This is a genomic window from Paraburkholderia sp. SIMBA_053, assembly GCF_046534895.1.
Classification (GTDB): domain Bacteria; phylum Pseudomonadota; class Gammaproteobacteria; order Burkholderiales; family Burkholderiaceae; genus Paraburkholderia; species Paraburkholderia caledonica.
On sequence record NZ_JAWRXU010000398.1, the window covers coordinates 1 to 302 of the forward strand.

At 60.9% G+C, this 302-nt stretch carries 1 protein-coding gene; it reads right to left on the reverse strand.

The genetic code is table 11. The features are described from left to right. Nucleotides 1-59 precede the first annotated feature (59 nt). A partial coding sequence (locus SB753_RS36155) for a hypothetical protein (protein WP_410804914.1) occupies nucleotides 60-302 on the reverse strand: 243 nt, incomplete at its 5' end.

Genomic DNA, 302 nt, shown 5'->3' on the forward strand with positions numbered 1-302 from the left:
GGTGGGGCTTCGGCAGGTACCGCCCACACCGTTCACCTCCCGGTCGCCCGAGAGGTTCCTCAGTCAGCAGCCAACGCAGGCGGATTCCACAAATCCATGGCAGTCCAGTTCGGAGGAAAGCCCATGCTGTCGATACCAAGGTGCGCAACGCTGGGAAAGGTGGCAACGAGCCCCCTCAGGCGCTCGATCCACTCCGCGTGTCCGGAGATGCTGCGAAGCAGATAGGCCATCACAGCCAAAGCGTTGTATAAGCCGAAGTCCTTTGTCGGAGTGCTGAGTTCATGAAGGTGCGCGAGTTCCGG